This is a genomic window from Giesbergeria giesbergeri (genome assembly GCF_054779375.1).
The window spans coordinates 135,425-153,983 of record NZ_BAAGYJ010000002.1 but is presented as its reverse complement, the minus strand read 5'-3'; the positions used below and the strand labels follow the sequence as shown (position 1 = coordinate 153,983).

The following is an 18,559-nucleotide window of genomic DNA, read 5'->3' as shown; positions in this document are numbered from 1 at the left end:
TGCCGTGCCCCTATCCCCACGCTGGAGCCACTGTTTGTTGCTGTGCAGCATGGCCCTGCTGCCACTGGCGCATGGGGACGGTGCCCCTGCACCACGAGAACAAGCCTCGGTATATGCCCATATTGCTTGGCCCAATCCGCTCAACCCCGATTATGTGCCGCTGGGGCAAGACCAGTTTCTGCTCTTTACCCGCCAGGGAATGCGGCGCTGGGATGTGCCCACCCACACATTCAGCACGGTGCCTAGTTGGCCTGCCCACCATGCGCTCAAAGAGATATGGGCACCCTTGGGAGCAGGCAGGCTGGTGGTAGGCCGCAGCCATGACGCACAGGATCAATCGACCGATGTAGTGGTGTGGTGGGATACGCAACAGCAGGCTTTCTCGCTGCCCCTGCCACAGGCACAGAATGTTCGGATTCATGCCCTTGTGCCGCTAGACGCCCAACACGCCCTGGTGTGCCAGCAACCGCCTACGGCATACGGCAGCACCCAGCCCGCGCACCGAGCCGCTAAGGTGCTGGCCCTGAATCATCGCCAACTGCATTGGGTATCCACACCCACCGAGGCGCTGCGCCAACGCCTGCAGGCCCACGGTGTGCGTGGGCAGATTGAAGACTGGGGGAGTCTACCGAACACCCCCACCCACCACCCGGTGTATTTTGATGCCGATGCCTGTGCATGGAAGCTCACCCATCCGCCCAATGCCATGCGCAACCTGCCTGAGCTGCGCATTCAGCACCACCGCTTGCCCGATGGCCGCGTGCTGGTGTCGCAAGCCGAATGGAATCGCCAGAACGACAGTACCCACCCCACACTGGGGCCGCCTATGGTTTGGGATGCAACAGCCCAACATTGGACACCCATAGAGCTAACGGGCGAGAGCGCCTCTGCCCCCAGACATTTGCACGCCTTGGGGCTGGATGATCTGCCGGTGCGTACGCACAAGACCTTCATTGAGTTTTTAGACCCACAAAGCCTGCGCTGGGTACGATCTCGGCAAAATTTCCCAGAATCGCCCTGGCCTCGGGTGGCTCCCTTGGCGAACGGGCAGGCGCTGGTGTTGGGGTTTGATAACGGGGAGGTGTATAAGCTAGACCAGCAAACCAAACCCGACCGTGGACACCTGCTCAGTGCTCACGGTCGGTTTGGTGTTGTCCGACAGCACCACGGTGGGGTGTTGCTGGCAGGCGCGGGGCAGCAATGGTCACCAAGCAACCGGGTACAACGGATTGACACCTCGCAACGGCAAGCCCACAGCGCCGCCCCTATGCATTGGCCCATAGCTTACTTATCGGGGCTAGAACTGGCCGACCGCAGCGTGCTCTACTTTGGTGGTGCGCCCACCGGCTGTGCCCCTTCGTCATGGGGCGAGCCATGCAGCCAACAAGAGGCGATGCCCTCGTTTCGTTATTTTCCGGCCCAAGACCGTTGGGAAACAGTGCCCGACTTGCGCATCCACTTTGCCCACGGCTGGCATTGGGATACAGGCAACTCGGATGTGGTAAGCCAGTGGCCCCGGCACGATGTGCTGCGGCGGCGCAATGGCAACGTGTGGTATCTGGAGGCAGGCAACCCTTGGCAGCGCCCCCCGGAAGGACAAGCCCCTGCACCTGTGCGGCTGATGCGTTGGCACGCTGGTGGGCCTCCCCAAGAGGTACTGCCCCTACCACAACACCGCACCCAAGCCACATTGCTAGAACTGCCTGCAACAGCACAGGGTAGGCTCGTGGCTGTGGTAGGGGGGCAATCGAACCATACAACCCCCTTGCGCAGTACCCTGCTGCTGGACGAACGAACGCAACGTTGGCGCTCAGGCCCGCCAGCCCATTACCCCGGCGGTATGGCGGTACAGCTCCACAATGGGCGCATCTTCAAACTATCGCTCAAAACCCAGTTTGCGGACTCTGGCTACCAAGCAGAAATCGCTGACCGAAGGCTGCGCCGCTGGAGCCGTTTGCCCCCCTTACCACTGCCCCCAACGGGGGTGGGCAATTTCCGCATCACCAACATGGTGGCAGCTGGCAACCGGGTGTATTTGTTCACCAATGTTTTTGACCGCCGCAGCTTGATCTGGGATGACGTTCGCCAGCGTTGGCAGGTCTCTGGGCCTTGGCCCCAGCGTGAGTTGGCCCCAGACTATGTGTTGCCCCTGACCCCACAGCGCCTGTTGGTGCGCTCTCAGGAGAGATTCCATGTGGTTCCCTACCCGCAGGCACGCTGATCTGCCTTGGCCCCGGCTGCGCTGGTGGCTGGCTGGTTTGGTACTGCTACTGGCAGATGGTATGAGCGCGTGGGCACAAGCATCTTCTGCACTGCCAGAGCCACCCCCCCCTGCCATCGCCCAGACGCCCGTGGGAATGGCGGTGATGACCAGCTTGCAGCCTTTGTCTGCACTGGAGTTTGACGCGGCGGTGATTGAATCCAAGCGCCGCCACCGAGGCAGGCGCGAAGACCCCGTAGATGGGCCGTGGGAGTTTTTAGACCCCGACCGGCTGCGCCGGATGCTCCAGATGCCAGCCTTTGCAGCCTTGACTGCTCAAACCAAGGAGCCGCTGATCGACCAAGCCGGGGCATGGAATTTACTGACCTTCGAGCGCCCCTCAGAGGCACTGGCGCTGTGGGCCATGCTGTTTCCAGAGCGCCAGCCCGGCCAGCCTATCGATCCTCAGTGGGGCACCCATCTGCCCAGTTTGCAGGTCTACCGGGCCGATGCCTCTTGGGCCACCGAGGCCGCGGCCACCATGATCATGATGGATTGTCTGTCCCGCCCGGTTTGGCATATCTATGCCCAAGACCCCATGCTGTGGGCCATGCGCAGCAACATGGGTTGGGAAATGCCCAACAGTTTTGATTTTGGTATCTGTGTGCGCAAAAGCACCCCCGCCCACGGCCCAGGCCGTTGGAGCCATAGCCCCGACACCGACTACGGGCACCAAATTGCGGCAGTGCTAGAACAGAAATTCTCTCGCCTGTTGCTGCGCCAAGGTTGTGATGGCAAAGGGCCAGACAGTTGCTTGCACTTGATGTATGCCTTGGCCTCCCTGAACCCCCGCCATCCACAATGGCCTGCCATTTTGGATAAGACCGCTCTGGCCTTTACCCCAGAGCAGATGCCACTCCCCACAGCACAATGGTTACAACGGGTGCGAGACAAGGGCCATCCGCTAGACGATGCCGACCGCCACACACTGCTAGCAGCCCATACGGCCATTGCACGGCAGATGATCTACTTGGGCATTCGCTTGCAGGTACTGAGCCACAGCGCCACCAGTTGGCCTCAGCATGGCATGCGCGAGCTGCGTACCACCATCGACCACATACTGACCCAAGCCTTGGCACAGCAAGCACTGGGGGCTGTGTATATCGGACAAATGCCTTTGGATGTGGTGGGCACTTCATTCCCACCCTCCGACCCGTGGCGTAGTTTTCGTGCAAGCCCTGAATGGCCCTCGGCCTTGCAAGCGGCAGTACGGGACTGGGCACGCGACCATGCCTCGGCAGCAGATTGTGTCTTGCCTGAACGGCTGCTCCAGTGGGTGCCCCCGATGATGGCACTGGCTTGGTCTTTGGAAAGAATGCAACAAGGCCGCGATACCTGCAAGGCACTGCCCCAACAGTGGATTGCGCAGCAATACGCCCAAGGCCACACGGCGGCTCTGGCCCAGTTACGCACCTACCTGCCTCTGGCTGCATCCCAGCATTCCACCAAGCATCTGGTAAGGATAAAAAACCACAGCTGGCTTTGCACTGGCTGGACTGACATCACCCGCCCACCACCCCAAGACCCTTGGAAACTCTGCAAGGCTCCCCTGCGAAAAACGCAGTCAGGCTCCACTGCGAGGCAGCTCCACACGGGCCAGTAACCCGCCGCCTTCTGCATTGCGCAATTCGAGCATGCCCCGATGGCGCTGAACAATGTCGTTGGCGATGGCCAAACCCAGCCCAACACCCCCAGTATGGCGGTTGCGCGAGGTTTCGACACGGTAAAAGGGAGCCAGCACCCGTTCTAACTCGGTGTCTGGCAGACCGGGGCCGTGGTCTCGCACTTCAATGGTGAGGGCCGTAACGGTATCGTGCAGCACGATCTGCGCACTACCACCATAACGAATGGCATTGCCCACCAAATTGTCCATACAACGGCGCAAGGCGCTGGCCTGTACCCGCAGTGGAACCGCCTTTCCTTGCACTGTCACAGTGTGTCCACAGGCCTGCTGGTCATCGGCCAGACTCTCTATCAAAGCCTGCACATCTACCAGCACCCAAGGCTCGGCTTGAGCCCCCCCGCCCAAATGGTCTAGGGTGGCGGCAATCATGGCATCCATTTCTGCGATGTCGCGGCTCAAGAGGCGGCGCTGCGCATCATCTCCCAGACATTCGGCCCGCAAGCGCAAACGGGTCAATGGGGTGCGAAGGTCGTGCGACACAGCCGCCACAAAACGGTCACGTTCTTGTAATTGTTGGCAAATGCGCGCCTGCATCTGGTTAAAGACCCGGCTGGCCTCACGGCATTCCAGCGGGCCCACTTCGGGCAAGGGCGGGCGGTGAATGTCTTGCCCCAAATCCCGTGCCGCTGCGGCCAGATGGTGCAGGGGTTGCGACAGCCAGCGCGCCCCTACCCAAGCGGCAGCCATCAAAGCGGCCAGACGCACCCCCACATCCAGCAACAGCCCTGCGGGAAACCCCCGCCCCGGTGGCTCAGGCGGCTTGCCGGGGTGGGGCGGTGGGGCGCTCCAACCGGGGGGTGGAGGATGGCCCGGATGGGCCACATGCAACGGCGGTCGGCCCGGTGCCCCTGGCCCAGGCTCGGGACGCAACTCGAACAACAGTGTGATAGCCAGGGCATGGCTGCTCAACACTGCCACAAATAGCAAGGCTGCCAAACGGCCAAACAAAGTTGCAGGCAGCAAATGCGCCAGCACCTGCTGCACGCCCCGGTAGCAACGGGTGGCACTCAACGCAGCCATGCCACTGGCCCTTGCACCGTCTGGCTATTGAACAAATAGCCTGCACCACGTACCGTTTTGATCATGGCAGGCTCGCGCGAATCATCAGCCAGCTTATGCCGCAATCGGGACACCAAGAGATCAATGCTGCGGTCTAGCATGTCCATTGCGCGTCCTCTGGCCTCTTCCATCAACTGATCGCGCCCCAAGATGCAACGCGGTCGGCGCAAAAAGGTACACAGCAGGCGAAATTCGGCATTCGACAAAGGCACCACCACCCCTTGGGGTGACACCAAATGGCGCTCCATGCCATGCAGCGTCCAACCATCAAAACGCACCACAGCATCTGCACCGCCTCCTACAGCGCCCCCAGAGCTGGCCCCTGTGGCAACCGCACGACGCAGCACCGTCTGGATACGTGCCACCAACTCCCGTGGTTCAAAGGGCTTGCCCATGTAATCATCGGCCCCCATCTCTAACCCCAACACACAATCGTAGGGATTGGCCCGCGCCGTCAAGATGATGATGGGCAATTGTGAGCGCGCCCGCAGCTCACGCGCCAAGGTAATGCCATCGGTGCCGGGCAACATGATGTCCAGCACCACCAAATCAATCGGGTGCGCTGCCAGTTGTGCGCGCATAGACCAGCCATCACTGGCTGCATGGGCCGTGAAACCAAAACGGTTGAGGTACTGGGTCAGCAGCGTGGTGATGTCTTCATCGTCATCCACCACCAAGATATGGGACATGGGCAGGTGGCAGCACAAGCTGCCAAACAAAGCAAAACGGCAGTATAGGCAAGGCATGCCCCCCAGCCATCCCCCGAAATGGTGGGTGTTTTACAAGCTGTTAGGAGGCTGAAACCGGCTTTCGTATCAACCTTGGTACAAACAGGACAAACTGGGTTTACCGGCAGTTCCAACAATGCCTCTCAGGCTGACGCAGGTCATGCGCCAGCCCTTCATGGAATGAAAGGAACCGACAATGACAAGCATCAGTGGCGTCAGCAGCGCATGGTCTCACACCTACGCGCAGCGCAGCAATGCGCAACCGCAACCAGGACGGTTGTCCGAACGCCTGCAAAACAAATTTGACCAAGACCAAAGCGGTGGCATCGATGCCACCGAACTGGAAGGGTTGCTCAGTGATGTAGCCCAGAAAACAGGTGCCAGCAGCACCTCCAGTGCTGCCGATTTGCTCGCCAGCAACGATGCCAATGGCGATGGCAGCCTCAGCGGTGATGAACTCGACAACACCCTTCAAAGCGTGCTGCCACCCCCCTCCACCATGGAATTTGCCCAATCGCGTGGCCTGTCTACGGAGGCGGCCAGCCAAGAGGAGGGGGATGACCTGTTTGGCAAGGTAGACAGCAATGGCGATGGTGCCGTCAGCCAAGAGGAATTACAGGGGCTGCTGGAAAAAATGTCTGGGGGCACTGCCAGCCAAACAAGCGTTAGCTCCGATGAGGTCTTTAGTCAGCTCGATACCGATAGTGATGGCAACCTGACCCCAGCAGAATTTGATGCGGGCCGCCCTTCTGGGGGCCAACAACAGGTGGCGGGTGACTCCCCTGCCGCAGGTATGCCGCCCCCACCCGGCGGAATGCCACCGCCTGCCCCCGGTGCCAACTCCACCGCAACCGACAGCACCAGCTACGACGAACTCGACACCAACGAGGACGGCGTGGTCTCTGCCGCCGAGCGGGCTGTGGCAAGCCTCCAAGAGAGTGTGCAAGACACCCAAGAAGCCGCCTCCACCCTGTTCAGCGCCATCGATACCGATGGCGACAACACCATCAGCAGCAGCGAAGGAGAGGCCTTTATTGCACAACTCAACAGCCAGAGCAACACCAGCCAGACCGATGCGGACAACACCCGTGGCACACAGCGCAACCCGCTGAATGAGGAAGTACGCCAAGATTTATTGCAACTGGCCCAGTTGGCACAACGCCAATATGCGGCTGTGGCGAACAATTTGTCCAGCACAACCACCCAAGGCAACACCGTCAATCTGTTGGCTTGAGCGGGGTGCCACCCCTCGGAATGGGGGTAGCGACTAACGCGACGACAACCATTGTGCAATGGCCCTGGGGTACAACACATGCTCTTGGGTCAGCACCCGTGCCGCCAAGGTGTCGGCGGTATCGTCAGGCAGCACCGGCACCACCGCCTGATCGACAATCGGGCCCACATCCAACTCTGCCGTGACTTGGTGTACGCTGGCCCCCGCAAACTTACAGCCAGCATCCAACGCACGCTGGTGTGTGTGCAAGCCGGTAAAAGCGGGCAACAGCGAAGGATGGATGTTGAGCAACCGCCCCGCGTAGTGCTCAACAAAACCGGGCGTCAAAATACGCATAAACCCAGCCAGTACCACCAGGGCCGGATCGTACTGGTCAATCAACGTAGCCAGCGCCGTATCAAAGCCCTCGCGGCTGTCAAATTGTTTGTGGTCTAGCACTTCCGTGGCAATACCTTGCGCACGGGCCAGCTCCAACCCTTTGGCATCAGCCTTGTTGCTGATGACCACTGCCACCCGCGCCCTTAGGCGCGTAGCCCAGTCTTGTTGCTGCGCTGCGCGCACAATGGCGGCCATATTGGAGCCACCCCCCGAAATCAAAATCACGATGTTTTTCATTGCTTTGGATTATCCCCGCCATGCCCTTTGATCCGACCACCCACCCCCTGACTGCTGTGCAAGCCCGTGTGCTGGCAACCCTGATGGAAAAAGCCCGCACGGTGCCCGACAGCTACCCACTCACGCTCAACAGCTTGGTGCTGGGCTGCAACCAGAAAACCACGCGCGACCCCGTGATGAATGTGAGCGAAGCCCAAGCCCAAGAAGCACTGGATGAACTCAAACACCTGTCTTTGGTGTTTCATAGCAGCGGTGGACGCACGACACGCTGGGAACACAATTTTCAGCGCGGTATTGGGGTGCCCGAACAATCGGCAGTGCTGTTGGGCTTGCTGATGCTGCGTGGCCCGCAAACAGCCGGTGAGTTGCGCATCAATGCCGAACGCTGGTATCGCTTTGCCGATATTTCTTCGGTCGAGGCCTTTTTGGATGAGCTGCAAGAGCGCAGCAGCGAGAAAGGCGGCCCGCTGGTGGTGCAGTTGCCACGCGCTCCCGGCGCCAGAGAACAACGCTGGGCACATCTGCTGTGTGGCCCCGTCGATACCAGCAGCGCCAGCCCAGGCGGCAGTGCTGACAACACAGCCCCCGCATTACAAGCACGGGTAGCCACCCTAGAGGCCCAAGTGGCAGCCTTGCAGGCCACCGTAGAGCGCCTGTGCAACGAACTGGGCCTGCCTGGGCCTACGTCAGCCGAAAATTGACCGGCAGCAGCGGGGGAGGCAACTGCGTCTCTCCCAACGACTCACGCAACATAATTTCCATGCTGCGGCACAGTGTGTCTAGGGGCAAATCGTTGCTCTCCAAGCCAAATGGCTCCTCAATCTCATCGCCCAAAGCATCCAGACCAAAAAAGGTATAAGCGACAATGCCAACAACAAACGGCGTCATAAAGCCAGTCACATCTACCAACCCAAACGGCAGCAAGAAACAGTACATGTAGGCCGTGCGGTGCAGCAGCAGCGTATAAGAGAACGGAATCGGCGTGAACTTGATGCGCTCACACGAAGCTGCCGCCGCCGTCATGGCCGAGAAGGTCTGATCCAATGGCACCGCCAAAGCTGGGTCAATCTGCTTTTGGCGCACACACTCGCCCAGATCGCGCCCCATCGCTTGCATCAGTGCATCGGCCACATTGGAGCGGTGCTGCACCTGTGCCCATTCGGCAGGCGTGAGCCAATTTTGCAGCAACGCATCATCTTTCTGGCCCCGCAATTGCAAGCGCAGCGCATGGACAAAAGCAATCGCCCGGTGCACCATGCGCACACGCACATCGCTCTCACGCTGGCGGTAGTCCAGTGCTTGGGGCAAATGGATCAGGCTCTGGCACTGGCGCGTGAGGGAGCGGGTGCGCAGCACCAACTCACCCCACAACTTTCGTGCTTCCCAGTAGCGGTCATAGGCGGTGGTGTTGCGAAACCCCAGAAAGATCGCCAACGGCAAGCCAATCAACGTGAATGGAATCGCAGTCAGCGTGATTTTGAGTGTAAAGAGGTTGCCATGCGCCAAAGTCACCAAAGTAGCCAGCAAAATGTTGAGCAACAAGGTAAAGCGTATGCGCTGCAACACCGAGCCGCGCACGGCCAGAAACAGGCGCCAACCGGCGGGGCGATCACGAACGATCATCAGAATCCCATCCTGAAAGAAACAGCAAAGGGACTGCATTGGAGCATGTTGGACAGCATTTTGCGCACCAGATACTGAATGTCCTACGTACCAAGCCGCACAGGCTGGGCGACAATAAGCCCTTTTCGAGCCTCCGGGGCCGCCACTGCCGCACCAGCAGGTATAGGGCACCTTTGCAAAGAACTCCCCTCCATGAAGATTTTTCGCGGTTTCCGCCACCCTGGCATCGCACCCGCCTGTGCCCTGACAATGGGCAACTTTGATGGCGTACACCGGGGCCACCAGGCCATGCTGGCACTGCTGCAAAACGAGGCCCGGCACCGGGGCGTGCCCAGTTGCGTGCTGACCTTTGAGCCCCACCCGCGCGACTATTTTGCTGGCGCTTTGCACCGGCCCGAACTGGCCCCGGCCCGCATTGGCACGCTGCGTGACAAGCTCACCGAGCTAGAACGCTGCGGTGTCGATCAAACCGTCATTCTGCCGTTTGATGCCCGCTTGGCAACCCAACCACCGCAAGCCTTTATTGACCAAGTGCTCGTCGCCGGTTTAGGGGCACGTTATGTGTTGGTGGGCGATGATTTCCGCTTTGGTGCCCAACGCGCCGGGGACTATGCCCTGCTAGATGCCGTAGGCGCAGAACAGGGCTTTGATGTGGCCCGGATGCTCAGCTACGAAGTCCACGGCCTGCGCGTCTCCAGCTCTGCGGTGCGGGAGGCGCTGCTGGCGGGCCGGATGCAGGATGCAGCGCAACTGCTGGGACGGCCCTACACGATTTCGGGCCACGTAGTGCATGGGCGCAAGCTGGGGCGTGCGCTGGGCGCCAGCCACAGCCAGGCCGATGATGGCTTTCGCACACTCAATTTACGCTTTGCCCATTGGAAGCCTGCCGCCAGTGGCATCTTTACCGTATGGGTACATGGCCTCAGCGATACCCCCTTGCCCGGCGTGGCCAATTTGGGCATCCGCCCCTCCCTCGACCCCAACGATGTCAACGGGGGCCGAGTGCTGCTAGAAACCCACTGTCTAGAATGGCCCAGCTCCCTCGGAGCCGAGGGGGGCTACGGTAAAATTGCCCGGGTGGAACTGCTGCACAAACTGCACGACGAGCTCAAATACGACAGCTTCGATGCCCTCACGGCGGGCATTGCGCGCGACTGCGCCGACGCGCGCGCTTGGTTTGCCACCCATGCCCAAACCCGCCGCCAAACCACCCGCGACCGAATTTGACGGGCTGCTTTGCCCGCCCTCCCCTTTGCTGCGCTACCTAAACAGCCCCGTTTAGGCTGCGTCTATCGTATTTCTCCAAAATTTTTGCTATGTCAGACACCCAAAAATCCACCGCTGCCACCGACTACCGCAGCACCCTGAACCTGCCCGACACCCCCTTTCCGATGCGTGGCGACCTGCCCAAACGCGAACCAGCTTGGGTGAAGGAATGGGAAGACAAAGGTATCTACCAAAAACTACGCGACGCCCGCAGTGGTAAGCCCAAGTTCATCTTGCACGATGGCCCGCCCTACGCCAACGGCCAAATCCACATCGGCCATGCGGTGAACAAAGTCCTCAAAGACATGATCACCAAAGCCCGCCAGCTGGAAGGTTACGACGCGCAATATGTGCCCGGCTGGGACTGCCACGGCCTGCCGATTGAAAACGCCATCGAAAAACTGCATGGCCGCAACCTGCCGCGCGACGAAATGCAGGCCAAGAGCCGTGCCTTTGCCACCGAGCAAATCGCCCAGCAAATGCAAGACTTCAAGCGGCTGGGGGTGCTGGGGCAGTGGGACAAGCCCTACAAAACCATGAACTTTGCCAACGAGGCAGGCGAATTGCGTGCCCTCAAGCGCGTGATGGAGCGCGGCTATGTCTATCGTGGCCTCAAGCCGGTCTATTGGTGCTTTGACTGCGGCAGCTCCTTGGCCGAGTTTGAAATTGAATACCAAGACAAAAAGAGCGAAACGCTGGACGTGGCCTTCAAAGCCCACGACCCAGCCCGCCTAGCGGCTGCGTTTGGCCTGCCTGCGGTGCAGCCAGAAGCCTTTATCGTCATCTGGACGACCACTGCTTGGACAATTCCGGCCAACCAAGCCCTGAACCTGAACCCAGAGCTGCCCTATGCACTGGTGCAAACCGAACGCGGCCAGTTCATTGTGGCGGCGCAGTTGGTCGATGCCTGCCTGCAACGCTGGGGCTTGACCGGCCAAGTGCTAGCGACCGTGCCCGGCCAAAGGCTGGATGCACTGGAGTTTGAGCACCCGCTGTACGACGTGGCCAACCCCGATGGCAGCTACGGCTACCGCCGCTTGTCGCCCGTTTATCTGGCCGACTACGCCACCGCCAGCGATGGCACGGGTATCGTCCACTCCGCCCCCGCTTATGGTGTGGATGACTTTAACTCCTGCATTGCCCACGGCCTGAAATACGACGACATCCTGAACCCCGTGCAAGGCAATGGCTGCTACGCCGCCGACTTCCCGTTGTTTGGCGGCCTGCACATCTGGAAAGCCGTACCCGTGGTGCTGCAAGCCCTGCGCGATGCCGGGCGCTTGTTGGCAACGCAAACCATCACCCACAGCTACCCACACTGCTGGCGGCACAAAACCCCGGTCATTTACCGCGCTGCGGCCCAATGGTTTGTGCGTATGGACGAGGGCGAAGGCGTATTCACCAGCGACAAGGCCGAAAGCACACTGCGCGCCACCGCCCTCAACGCCATTGAGCACACCCATTTTTACCCCGCCAATGGCAAAGCCCGCCTGCGCGACATGATTGCTGGTCGGCCCGACTGGTGCATCTCGCGCCAACGCTCTTGGGGCGTGCCACTGCCGTTCTTCCTGCACCAAGATTCGGGCGAGCTGCATCCACGCACGATGGAAATCATCGATCAGGCTGCAGAGATCATCGAACAAGGCGGTATCGAGGCTTGGAGCCGCGTGACAACCGAAGAGATTTTGGGCGCTGAAGACGCACCGCACTACACCAAGAGCACCGACATTTTGGAAGTGTGGTTCGATTCTGGCTCCACCTTCTGGCATGTAATGCGCGGCACCCATCCCGATATGCACCACGACAGCGGCCCCGAGGCCGACCTCTACCTCGAAGGCCACGACCAGCACCGGGGCTGGTTCCACAGCTCGCTGCTGCTGGCCAGTGCCATCTATGGCCGCGCTCCTTACCGTGGACTGCTCACGCACGGCTTTACCGTAGACGGCCAAGGCAAAAAGATGAGCAAGTCCTTGGGCAACACCGTCTCGCCGCAAGAAGTCAGTGGCAAGATGGGGGCAGAAATCATCCGTCTGTGGTGCGCCTCGACCGATTATTCGGGCGACTTGGCGATTGACGACAAAATCTTGGCCCGTGTGGTCGATTCTTACCGCCGCATCCGCAACACCCTGCGTTTCTTGCTGGCCAACGTCAGTGACTTTAACCCAGCGCAAGATGCGGTGCCGTTTGAGCAATTGCTAGAGATTGACCGCTACGCGCTGATGCGTGCCACCCAATTCCAGCAAGAAGTGTTGGCGCACTACAAGGTGTATGAATTCCATCCGGTCGTGGCCAAGTTGCAACTGTATTGCTCGGAAGACCTGGGGGGTTTCTATCTGGATGTGCTGAAAGACCGGCTCTATACCACGGCACCCAAGAGCTTGGCCCGCCGCAGTGCCCAAACCGCACTCTGGCACATCACGCACGCCATGCTGCGCTGGATGGCTCCGTTCCTCAGCTTTACCGCCGAAGAAGCCTGGAAGGTGTTCGGCCAGTCTGAATCTATCTTTTTGGAAACCTACGGCAGCATCGGCGTGGGCACAACCACCGACGAAGGCTTGCTCGACAAGTGGGAGCGCATCCGGGCCATCCGCAATCTGGTGAACAAAGACATTGAAGTGGTGCGCGCTGCCGGTCAGGTGGGCTCCTCACTCCAAGCCAAGGTGGTGCTGACGGTTCCGCCCGAAGACCATGCCCTGCTGGTCAGCCTGGGCGAGGATTTGAAGTTTGTCTTCATCACCTCGCATATCGAGCTGCAGGCAGGCGATGCCTATGCGGCCCAAGTGAGCGCCAGCACCGATGCCAAGTGCGAACGCTGCTGGCACTACCGCGAAGACGTGGGCCACGATGCAGTCCACCCCACTCTCTGTGGCCGCTGCACCAGCAATCTGCACGGTACCGGCGAGCACCGGGCCCACGCCTAAATGGGTTCTGCATTTGAGTTGGGCCGCCCCACAGGCGGCACCCTCTGGCCTTGGTTGGGCTGGGCGCTGCTGTTGCTGCTGGCCGACCAAATCACCAAGGCCATGATTTTGGGTGCTTACCAATTGGGTGATTCCACTCCCATCACCCATTTTTTTAACATTGTGCGGGCGCACAATACGGGCGCTGCCTTCTCCTTTCTGGCACAGGCGGGCGGATGGCAGCGGTGGCTGTTCACGGGCATTGGTGTGGTGGCTACCGTGTTCATTGTTTGGCAACTGCGCCAGCATCCAGGGCAAAAACTGTTTGCCTTTGCCTTAGCGAGCATTTTGGGTGGTGCCATTGGCAATGTCATCGACCGGGTCATCCACGGCTATGTGGTGGACTTTTTGGACTTTCATTGGGATTTTTTGTCTGGCCTGTTTTATGGCGGCCATTTTCCTGCCTTCAATATTGCCGATATGGGCATCACGGTGGGAGCCGTGTTGCTGATTCTGGATGAGTTTCTAAGGGCTCGCGCAGCACGCTGACATCCATTCGGCTCTGTCCCGATAATGCCAGTGACACTGCTGCCCCCACGCGGGACAGCGTTCTTCTTTTGACCCCTTCTTGGTGTTGGCCTGTGAACACAGGTCAGCACCAGCCATGCCATGAAATCCTCCCTGACCCCTGGCACCGCTGCCATGCTAACCTTAGCCCCTTTGCTATGGGCAGGCAATGCAGTAGTGGGACGCCTGATCAACGATCTGGTGCCCCCCATGACGTTGAACCTCATCCGCTGGCTGTTGGCTTTTGTCTTGCTGCTGCCACTGGCCCACCGGGTGCTGCGCCGTAATAGTCCGGTATGGACGCACTGGCGGCGCTTCATGGTGCTGGGTTTGCTGGGCATTGGTTGCTACAACGCCCTGCTGTATCTGGCACTGCAAACCTCTACCCCTATCAATGTCACCCTGGTGGGCTCCAGCATGCCGGTGTGGATGCTGGCCATTGGCACGCTGTTTTTTGGCGTCTCGGCCACACGGCGACAGGTAGCGGGAGCCGCACTGTCCATCACAGGGGTGGTGGTGGTGCTCAGCCGGGGTGAATGGGCTCAATTGCTGGCGTTGCGCTTGGTGCCCGGCGATTTTTTCATTCTGCTGGCTACCGTGGCTTGGGCGTTCTACAGTTGGCTGCTGGTGCGAACGTCTGAACCAGCGACCATCCGCAACGATTGGGCAGCCTTTCTGATGGGTCAGTTGGTGTTCGGTCTGGGTTGGTCATGCTTGTTTGCAGGCGCTGAATGGGCCAGTGGTATGGGCACGCCAATTGTGTGGGGCACACCCTTGCTGGCCGCGTTGGCCTTTATTGCTATTGGCCCAGCCCTGTTGGCCTACTGTCTTTGGGGCATTGGTGTGCGCCGTGCTGGCCCCAGCTTGGCCGGTTTTTTCGCCAACTTGACCCCTCTGTTTGCCGCGTTGCTGTCGGCGGCTTTTCTGGGCGAGACGCCCCACCTCTACCATGCCCTGGCTTTTAGCCTGATTGTGGGCGGGATTGTGGTGTCGTCGCGGCGCTAAGATTCAGTCGTCGTATCCAACCCGTGTGGCCCCGGCCACCAATTGCGACAAATCCCGGTCTAGCAGTGCTGCATCGCCCAACTGCCATTCGATCAAGCGGCGCAGGTGGGTAATGCTGTCCAAATCCATGTGCAGGCAGCGCAGCCCTGTGTGGTGCTCGTCGCCCCGAGCCACTTCCACCGACATCGTGATATGAACGCTCGATGGTGCCAAAGTCAATTGCAATTGGCACAGGGTGCCCGGCGGCACCGTCCGACCCTCAGGCAACTCCACCAAGGCACCCTTGAGCGAAAGATCCAACACATGCACACGCAGGCTGGAATGCTCAAGCTTCAATAAGGCCGGGGCATCGAAGTGGACACGGGTGAAATGGCGACGTTCGTGGGACATGGCGGCTCAGATTAGATGAAACGAATATGGCAGTTTAAGCGCCTGCTGTGTCTTCGTGTGAGAAACTGACAGCTTGTTTCTGCTCCGATTCAAGCACGCTTTCATGGCCACACCCACTTTTCTGCCACCGTTTTGCGCCCTTTCCGAGTTGCCGCAACGGCTCCAACAGCAGGGTTTTGCTGTCTTGCCACCCGCAGATGTGGCCCGCTGGATAGGCTGCAATCTGTCTGACTTGCAGGCGCTCGAGCCTGACTGGAATGACCTGCCCCCAGACCACTATCTGAGAGATGGTGGCCGCTACCGCCAACGCCGCCATGCCTCTTTTATCGTGCAAGAAGCCACTGTGCATACGGTGCACCACCGTGCCCACTGGCAACCTGTGGAATACAACGCGCTGCACGGCGGCATGGAACGGTGGTTTGAACCCATGCGCCCAGACAGCCTGACGCGCCCAGTCTGGAACCAATTGCTGCACACACTAGGGCAGTTGTGTACCGATGTGTTCACGCCCGGCCACCCGCCGCCGCCGTGGTTTGTCGAGTCGCACCAGTTTCGCATTGATACCACCGATGGGATTGGCCGCCCAACCCCCGAAGGCGCACACCGTGATGGCGTAGATCTGGTAGCCGTGTTTTTAGTGGCGCGCCAAGGCGTCAAAGGAGGCGAAACCCGCGTGTTTGAAGCCTGTGCGCCCGCCGGACAACGCTTTACACTGACACAACCGTGGTCACTGCTGTTGCTGGACGATGCCCGCATGATCCATGAAACCACCCCCATCCAGCCTGAAGTGGCAGGCGGTTACCGTGATACGCTGGTCATCACCTGTCGGCGTGGTGGTTTCCAGGACAACCCTCGTTCCTGAGAGCGCACTACTGGCCCGGCCCCTCTTGTGTCATCAACTCCAAGGAGAAAAACCATGTTCAAACACATTCTGGTACCAGTAGACGGCTCGCCCACCTCGATGTTGGCCGTCACCAAAGCGGCTGGTCTGGCCAAGACCTTTGGCAGTGCTGTCACCGCACTCTATGTGATTGACCCCTATCCCTTCACGGGCGTGGGTGCTGACTTTGCCTATGGTCAGGCGCAATACCTGAGTGCTGCCACCGCAGAGGCCAATGCAGCCCTAGAAGCCGTGCGCCAAGCCATGCAAGAAGCCCAGGTGGACGTGCAGGTGCTGGTGGGGGAAGGCCATGCCGTGCATGAAGGGGTCGTGCAAGCCCTTGAGAAGACGGGTGCCGATCTGATCGTTATGGGTTCACATGGCCGCCGTGGTCTGGAAAAACTGATGCTGGGCAGCGTGGCCCAACGCGTCCTCAGTGCCGTGCATGTGCCGGTGCTGGTGGTGCGCCAATAAATCCCACACCGCCCCTATCCCCCCCACAGGGGGCTGGGGGGTGTGCGGTTTACTCTTCAGAAGATCGGCTTTATTCGATCTTGGCGCCCGAGGCCTCCACAATGCCCTTCCACTGGGTATATTCACGTTGCAGCTGTTGGCTCAACTGGGCTGGGGTCATGGCTTGGGGTTCGGCACCCTGGGCCTGAATGGCGGTCTGGATTTCGGGCTTAGCCAGTAGTTTATTGACTTCTGCATTGAGGGTGGCGACCAACGCAGCAGGTGTGCCAGCTGGCGCAAACAACCCATACCATGTACTGACATCAAAGCCTTTGTAGCCTGATTCGGCAATGGTTGGCACATCTGGCAGCGAGGAGCTGCGCTGGGCCGATGTCACGGCCAGTGGGCGCAATTTTCCTGCCTTGATTTGTGCCATAGCCGATGGCACCGAGGACACCAGCAAATCGACATTACCCGCCAGCGCATCTAGCAGTGCCGGGTTGGAGCCTTTGTAGGGGATGTGGCTCAACTGAACACCTGCGGCCTTGGCAAACAGGTCAGCGGCCAAATGGATAGAAGTGCCATTGCCGGGTGAACCATAGCTCACGGTATGGGGGGCAGTGCGCGCAACCTGCACCACATCGGCCAAGGTTTTAAAACGAGATTGGGCACCTGTGGCGATCAGCACTGGGGTATAGGCCACATGGGCCACAGCCACCAAATCTTTGGTGGGGTTCCAGGGCAGGTTTTTGTACAACCAAGGGGCAATCACCAAGTTGTCTTTTTGCCCCATCACTATGTCGTATCCGGTGGGCGCGGCCTTGACGGCTTCGCCGATGCCGATGGTGCCACCTGCACCAGCCTTGTTGTCGGCCACGATGCTCCACTGGGTTTGCTCTGAGAGCTTGGTTGCCACGAGCCGGGCCAAAATATCGGTGCCACCCCCCGGCGGAAAGGGCACCACCATACGGATAGGTTTGCTGGGATAAGGTGCTGCCGCCACAGGCGTCTGGGCATAGGCGCTAGCGCCCCACAGCAAGGCCAAGGCAGTGCAAGAAAAAGAGCGACGCAACATGAGGGGGTTCCTTGTCCAGTAATCAAAGAGAAAAAAGCTGTGGACTGGATGCAGGCTCAGTCTGAGCGCACATCAGCCACGGGCAGACTGCCAAAATCGGGGCGGTGTAACCAAGCCAACAGGCGGGCCGCCGCCTCTTGTGGGGACGTGAGCATACCGGCGGTTTGCAGTGCCACAAAGTTGACCGCATCAGGGAAAGCACTGGTCTGGGCGCTGCGCAACTGCACCTGCATGTCTGTATCAATCACACCGGGCGCTAGGGAGCATACCTTGGCCCCGTGGGGTTTGAGCGCCTCATCCAAGGCCACACAGCGGGTAAAGTGGTCCATGCCTGCCTTGGCTGCACAGTAGGCCGCTTGCGAGGCCATGGCCCGCCGCCCCAGCCCCGAAGAAATGTTGAGCACCTTGCGCGGCAACGGCCAAGCCTCGGTAGCCCCCAAAAATGCAGCTGTGAGCAGCATGGGGGCTTCTAGCCCCACCCGCAGGGCTTGGGCCAATGCCACCGGATCGCTGGCAGACAATGGCGCAATGGGGGGGATGACCCCTGCATTGTTGATAAGGGTTGCACTGGTAAAAACCCCCACAGGCTGGGCTTGAAGCCACTGGCGCAGCCGCGCCGCCGCCGCAACGCCATCGGCCAAATCATGCTGCCACTGCTCTAAGGTGGTGCCCTGGGCCTGTGCTTGCTGTGCCAACCCGCTGTGGGTATGGCGGGACAGACAAATCAAGGTATCGCCCGGCTGCAATAACTGGTGGGCCAGTGCCAGACCCATGCCCCGTGATGCGCCCGTCAAGATGGTAAGGTTGCCGCTCATGCTGG

At 60.0% G+C, this 18,559-nt stretch carries 17 protein-coding genes; 10 read left to right on the top strand and 7 right to left on the bottom strand.

The window, feature by feature from the left end; translation table 11 throughout:
* The first annotated feature begins 4 nt into the window (after nucleotides 1-4).
* Both ACYVB2_RS04835 and ACYVB2_RS04830 read left to right on the top strand, forming a co-directional pair.
* Nucleotides 5-2,221, top strand: coding sequence for a Kelch repeat-containing protein (locus tag ACYVB2_RS04835; protein ID WP_382430957.1), 2,217 nt, complete (start codon nucleotides 5-7; stop codon nucleotides 2,219-2,221).
* Complete coding sequence (locus ACYVB2_RS04830) at nucleotides 2,193-3,863, top strand: hypothetical protein (protein ID WP_382430959.1); 1,671 nt, start codon at nucleotides 2,193-2,195, stop codon at nucleotides 3,861-3,863. The genes ACYVB2_RS04835 and ACYVB2_RS04830 overlap by 29 nt, the downstream gene beginning before the upstream one ends.
* Here the strand turns inward: ACYVB2_RS04830 and ACYVB2_RS04825 are convergent.
* Nucleotides 3,825-4,964 (bottom strand): ATP-binding protein, encoded by a 1,140-nt coding sequence (locus ACYVB2_RS04825; protein WP_382430961.1) that lies wholly within the window; start codon nucleotides 4,962-4,964, stop codon nucleotides 3,825-3,827. The two genes, ACYVB2_RS04830 and ACYVB2_RS04825, sit on opposite strands and share 39 nt — an antisense overlap.
* Nucleotides 4,952-5,692 carry a response regulator transcription factor gene (locus tag ACYVB2_RS04820; protein ID WP_382430963.1) on the bottom strand — a complete coding sequence of 247 codons (741 nt, stop codon included), beginning with the start codon at nucleotides 5,690-5,692 and terminating at the stop codon, nucleotides 4,952-4,954. The genes ACYVB2_RS04825 and ACYVB2_RS04820 overlap by 13 nt, the downstream gene beginning before the upstream one ends.
* A gap of 235 nt (nucleotides 5,693-5,927) precedes the next feature.
* On the opposite strand from ACYVB2_RS04820, the gene xopAW reads away from it, so the two are divergent.
* Nucleotides 5,928-6,965 (top strand): XopAW family type III secretion system calcium-binding effector, encoded by a 1,038-nt coding sequence (gene xopAW, locus ACYVB2_RS04815; RefSeq protein WP_382430965.1) that lies wholly within the window; start codon nucleotides 5,928-5,930, stop codon nucleotides 6,963-6,965.
* A gap of 33 nt (nucleotides 6,966-6,998) precedes the next feature.
* Here xopAW and purN read toward each other — a convergent pair whose 3' ends face one another.
* On the bottom strand, nucleotides 6,999-7,580 hold the full coding sequence (gene purN, locus ACYVB2_RS04810; RefSeq protein ID WP_382430967.1) for a phosphoribosylglycinamide formyltransferase: 582 nt from the start codon (nucleotides 7,578-7,580) through the stop codon (nucleotides 6,999-7,001).
* Between the two features lie 20 nt (nucleotides 7,581-7,600).
* On the opposite strand from purN, the gene ACYVB2_RS04805 reads away from it, so the two are divergent.
* Entirely contained in the window at nucleotides 7,601-8,281 is a 681-nt protein-coding gene (locus ACYVB2_RS04805) for a YceH family protein (protein WP_382430969.1), read from the top strand.
* Here the strand turns inward: ACYVB2_RS04805 and ACYVB2_RS04800 are convergent.
* Complete coding sequence (locus tag ACYVB2_RS04800; RefSeq protein WP_382430971.1) at nucleotides 8,262-9,203, bottom strand: bestrophin family protein; 942 nt, start codon at nucleotides 9,201-9,203, stop codon at nucleotides 8,262-8,264. The genes ACYVB2_RS04805 and ACYVB2_RS04800 overlap by 20 nt on opposite strands.
* Nucleotides 9,204-9,395: 192 nt before the next feature.
* Between ACYVB2_RS04800 and ACYVB2_RS04795 the strand changes: the two genes are divergently transcribed.
* The 4 genes from ACYVB2_RS04795 (at nucleotide 9,396) to ACYVB2_RS04780 (ending at nucleotide 14,941) form a co-directional block, all read left to right on the top strand.
* Nucleotides 9,396-10,430, top strand: a complete 1,035-nt coding sequence (locus ACYVB2_RS04795) for a bifunctional riboflavin kinase/FAD synthetase (RefSeq protein ID WP_382430973.1) — start codon at nucleotides 9,396-9,398, stop codon at nucleotides 10,428-10,430.
* A gap of 89 nt (nucleotides 10,431-10,519) precedes the next feature.
* Nucleotides 10,520-13,390 carry an isoleucine--tRNA ligase gene (gene ileS, locus ACYVB2_RS04790; RefSeq protein WP_382430975.1) on the top strand — a complete coding sequence of 957 codons (2,871 nt, stop codon included), beginning with the start codon at nucleotides 10,520-10,522 and terminating at the stop codon, nucleotides 13,388-13,390.
* On the top strand, nucleotides 13,391-13,918 hold the full coding sequence (gene lspA, locus ACYVB2_RS04785) for a signal peptidase II (RefSeq protein WP_382430977.1): 528 nt from the start codon (nucleotides 13,391-13,393) through the stop codon (nucleotides 13,916-13,918).
* A 120-nt stretch (nucleotides 13,919-14,038) separates the two neighbouring features.
* Nucleotides 14,039-14,941 carry a DMT family transporter gene (locus tag ACYVB2_RS04780; protein ID WP_382430979.1) on the top strand — a complete coding sequence of 301 codons (903 nt, stop codon included), beginning with the start codon at nucleotides 14,039-14,041 and terminating at the stop codon, nucleotides 14,939-14,941.
* 3 nt (nucleotides 14,942-14,944) lie between these two features.
* Here ACYVB2_RS04780 and ACYVB2_RS04775 read toward each other — a convergent pair whose 3' ends face one another.
* Nucleotides 14,945-15,331, bottom strand: coding sequence for a PilZ domain-containing protein (locus ACYVB2_RS04775; RefSeq protein ID WP_382430981.1), 387 nt, complete (start codon nucleotides 15,329-15,331; stop codon nucleotides 14,945-14,947).
* 103 nt (nucleotides 15,332-15,434) lie between these two features.
* On the opposite strand from ACYVB2_RS04775, the gene ACYVB2_RS04770 reads away from it, so the two are divergent.
* Entirely contained in the window at nucleotides 15,435-16,193 is a 759-nt protein-coding gene (locus ACYVB2_RS04770; protein WP_382430983.1) for a 2OG-Fe dioxygenase family protein, read from the top strand.
* Nucleotides 16,194-16,247: 54 nt separating this feature from the next.
* Nucleotides 16,248-16,685, top strand: a complete 438-nt coding sequence (locus ACYVB2_RS04765) for a universal stress protein (protein WP_382430985.1) — start codon at nucleotides 16,248-16,250, stop codon at nucleotides 16,683-16,685.
* Nucleotides 16,686-16,755: 70 nt separating this feature from the next.
* On the opposite strand, the gene ACYVB2_RS04760 is transcribed toward ACYVB2_RS04765, so the two are convergent.
* Nucleotides 16,756-17,739, bottom strand: a complete 984-nt coding sequence (locus tag ACYVB2_RS04760; protein ID WP_382430987.1) for a Bug family tripartite tricarboxylate transporter substrate binding protein — start codon at nucleotides 17,737-17,739, stop codon at nucleotides 16,756-16,758.
* A 56-nt stretch (nucleotides 17,740-17,795) separates the two neighbouring features.
* A complete protein-coding gene (locus ACYVB2_RS04755; RefSeq protein WP_382430989.1) occupies nucleotides 17,796-18,554 on the bottom strand; it encodes an SDR family NAD(P)-dependent oxidoreductase in 759 nt (252 codons plus the stop codon).
* Between the last annotated feature and the right edge of the window lie 5 nt (nucleotides 18,555-18,559).